This is a genomic window from Paraburkholderia tuberum STM678 (assembly GCF_902833905.1).
In the GTDB taxonomy this organism is placed as follows: Bacteria; Pseudomonadota; Gammaproteobacteria; order Burkholderiales; family Burkholderiaceae; genus Paraburkholderia; species Paraburkholderia tuberum.
Map to the genome: position 1 here is coordinate 1 of NZ_CADFGP010000150.1, position 2,536 is coordinate 2,536.

Annotated in this window: 3 protein-coding genes; 2 read left to right on the forward strand and 1 reads right to left on the reverse strand. The window is 57.1% G+C overall.

Features of this window, described 5'->3' with window-relative positions; translation table 11 throughout:
• The coding region (locus HWY30_RS42660) for a helix-turn-helix domain-containing protein (protein ID WP_176079047.1) at positions 1–105 on the reverse strand (105 nt) is incomplete at its 3' end.
• A 106-nt stretch (positions 106–211) separates the two neighbouring features.
• On the opposite strand from HWY30_RS42660, the gene HWY30_RS40600 reads away from it, so the two are divergent.
• Positions 212–400 (forward strand): hypothetical protein, encoded by a 189-nt coding sequence (locus HWY30_RS40600; protein WP_143037321.1) that lies wholly within the window; start codon positions 212–214, stop codon positions 398–400.
• 50 nt (positions 401–450) lie between these two features.
• Positions 451–2,130, forward strand: a complete 1,680-nt coding sequence (locus HWY30_RS40605; protein WP_090812089.1) for a fatty acid--CoA ligase — start codon at positions 451–453, stop codon at positions 2,128–2,130.
• Positions 2,131–2,536: the final 406 nt, after the last annotated feature.

Below are 2,536 nucleotides of genomic sequence, written 5' to 3' on the forward strand. Positions count from 1 at the left end.
TCGGGCCATGGCCCGAACACTCGAACCCTGCTGCTTCATGCTTGCAATCGTCATGCGTTCTTCAGGCTGCAGTTGTTGGTAACTTCTTTTTTTGCATTGGCACACCTTACACGAGCAAGGTGTTGCACTTCAAATTTGATCGCGCCATACCAAATATCTAGTGGAGAGCAGTTAGGAAGCTCGGGCGATTCCCAATGCGGGGAGTGTCGAAATGATCAGCATCAGTTACGAAAGGATGAACTCGCTCCGGGAAAGCTCTCTACAGTTGCCTGCACTAGCACGGCAAGACTCGCTGGGCATGATGACGCTGCCCAGCCGGTATCCAGCGCCTGCGGAACTAGCATTGATCAACCACCTGCGCGGACCCGTTGCATCGTTTTCCGATGTCTGGTTTTTATGATTCTTTTATTCAGGGTTTCTGTTCACATGACACAACCGGAAGGTGCCGTAATGAACCGACAGACAGTACAAGAGCAGGCGATGGATACGAAAGTATCAGCCTATGCGTACCCACTATTGATCAAGCAGTTGCTGCATACGCCGCTCGCCCATGCACCCGAACAGGAAATCGTTTATCTCGGCAAGCGAAGGCTGACTTATTCGATCCTGCCAGAACGCATTGCGCGACTGGCGAACGGTCTGAGCGGCCTTGGCGTAGAACATGGCAGCACGGTGGCGATCATGGATTGGGATAGTCATCGTTACCTCGAATGCTACTTCGCGGTACCCATGATGGGAGCCATATTGCAGACCGTCAACGTCCGCTTGTCCCAGGCGGAGATCCTGTACACGATCAATCATGCCGGCGCCGAGGTGCTGCTCGTTCATACGGATTTCCTGCCGACGATCGAAGCGATCAAGGAGCAGTTCGAAACAGCGCATACCATTGTTCTGATCGACGACGACGGCGCGCAATGCACACCCACGATCCGGTTCTCCACCGAGTATGAGGCGATGCTCGCCGCAAGCTCGCCGAGGTTCGACTTTCCGGACTTCGACGAAAACACTCGCGCCACTACGTTCTATACGACGGGCACCACCGGATTACCAAAGGGCGTCTACTTCACCCATCGCCAACTGGTTGTACATACCCTTTCAATGATGGCCGCACTGGCTAGCCCTGTAAGTGGCCAGCGCTTTCATCGCGGCGACGTGTACATGCCGCTCACGCCAATGTTTCATGTTCACGCATGGGGCATGCCCTACGTCGCGACCATGCTGGGTGTGAAGCAAGTCTATCCCGGCCGCTACATGCCGGACCGGTTGCTCGAACTGATACGCGATGAAAACGTCACGTTCTCGCATTGCGTCGGCACCATCCTGCACATGCTGCTGAGTTCGTCGTTGTCCAGAGATATTGATCTCAGCCACTGGAAGGTCGTGATCGGCGGCGGTGCGTTGCCTCATGGTTTGGCGCGCGCGGCGCTCGAACGGGGCATCGATATTTTCGCCGGATACGGCATGTCCGAAACCTGTCCCGCCCTCAGTCTCGCGCAACTGAAACCGACGGACGCTACGCGCGATTCCGCCGAACAGTTGCGCTTGCGCTGCACTACGGGCCTGCCGTTACCGCTGGTCGAGCTACGCGTTGTCGACGAGCAGATGCGCGACATGCCGCACGATGGCAAGGCGGCGGGCGAAATCGTCGTGCGCGCGCCCTGGTTGACCCAAGGCTACCTGAAAAACGAAGCGGCCTCCGCGCAACTGTGGGCGGGCGGCTATCTGCATACGCAGGACATCGCCAGCATCGGCACTGATGGCTATTTGCAGATCACAGATCGTCTCAAGGACGTGATCAAGTCCGGCGGCGAGTGGGTGTCCTCGCTCGAAATCGAAAGTCTGATCTCCCAACATCCAGGCGTTGCCGAGGTTGCCGTAATCGGAGTCCAGGATACGAAATGGGGCGAACGCCCGGTGGCGTTGATCGTGCTCGCAGAGGACCACACTCCTCCGGTCACCGAGGAGGAAATCACCAGGCACGTCCTCATGTTCAGTGACAAAGGGGTGATCTCCAGATATGCGGTGCCGCAGATCGTCAAGTTCGTCGACTCGCTGGAGAAGACAAGTGTCGGGAAAATCAACAAGAAGCGGTTGCGCGAACAGTTTCCCCAATCAATAACTGGCAGGTGACGCTACGACTGTTCTCGAATATTAGTTACAACACTTCCGGTGTTGTCGATCGCGAGGTGGGCTTTTCGGAATGGGTCGTCGGCGCCCAGACACGCATCGACGTCTTCGTGCTTTGCGTCGGCGAGACCCAGTGGACTTACGTCAACGCGGAGCATGGGGACCGAGTATGCCCTTATGTATGTCGGCACGATCGCGCATGGAATGCCGAACACCCGACGCACTGGCCGAAGGCCGAACGACCGTTAGCGAGAGTGAAGCCGACGAATGAATGTCCACTCAAGCGACTTGGCGAACGTCTCTTCATGTTAAGGCTTGTTCGACGCCTGCCCTTGTGTGCCGACGCGTGAGCGCACGACGACGCATGCGGGCAGGCGTTGGACAAGCCTCGAGGGAGGAAACCGCGGAG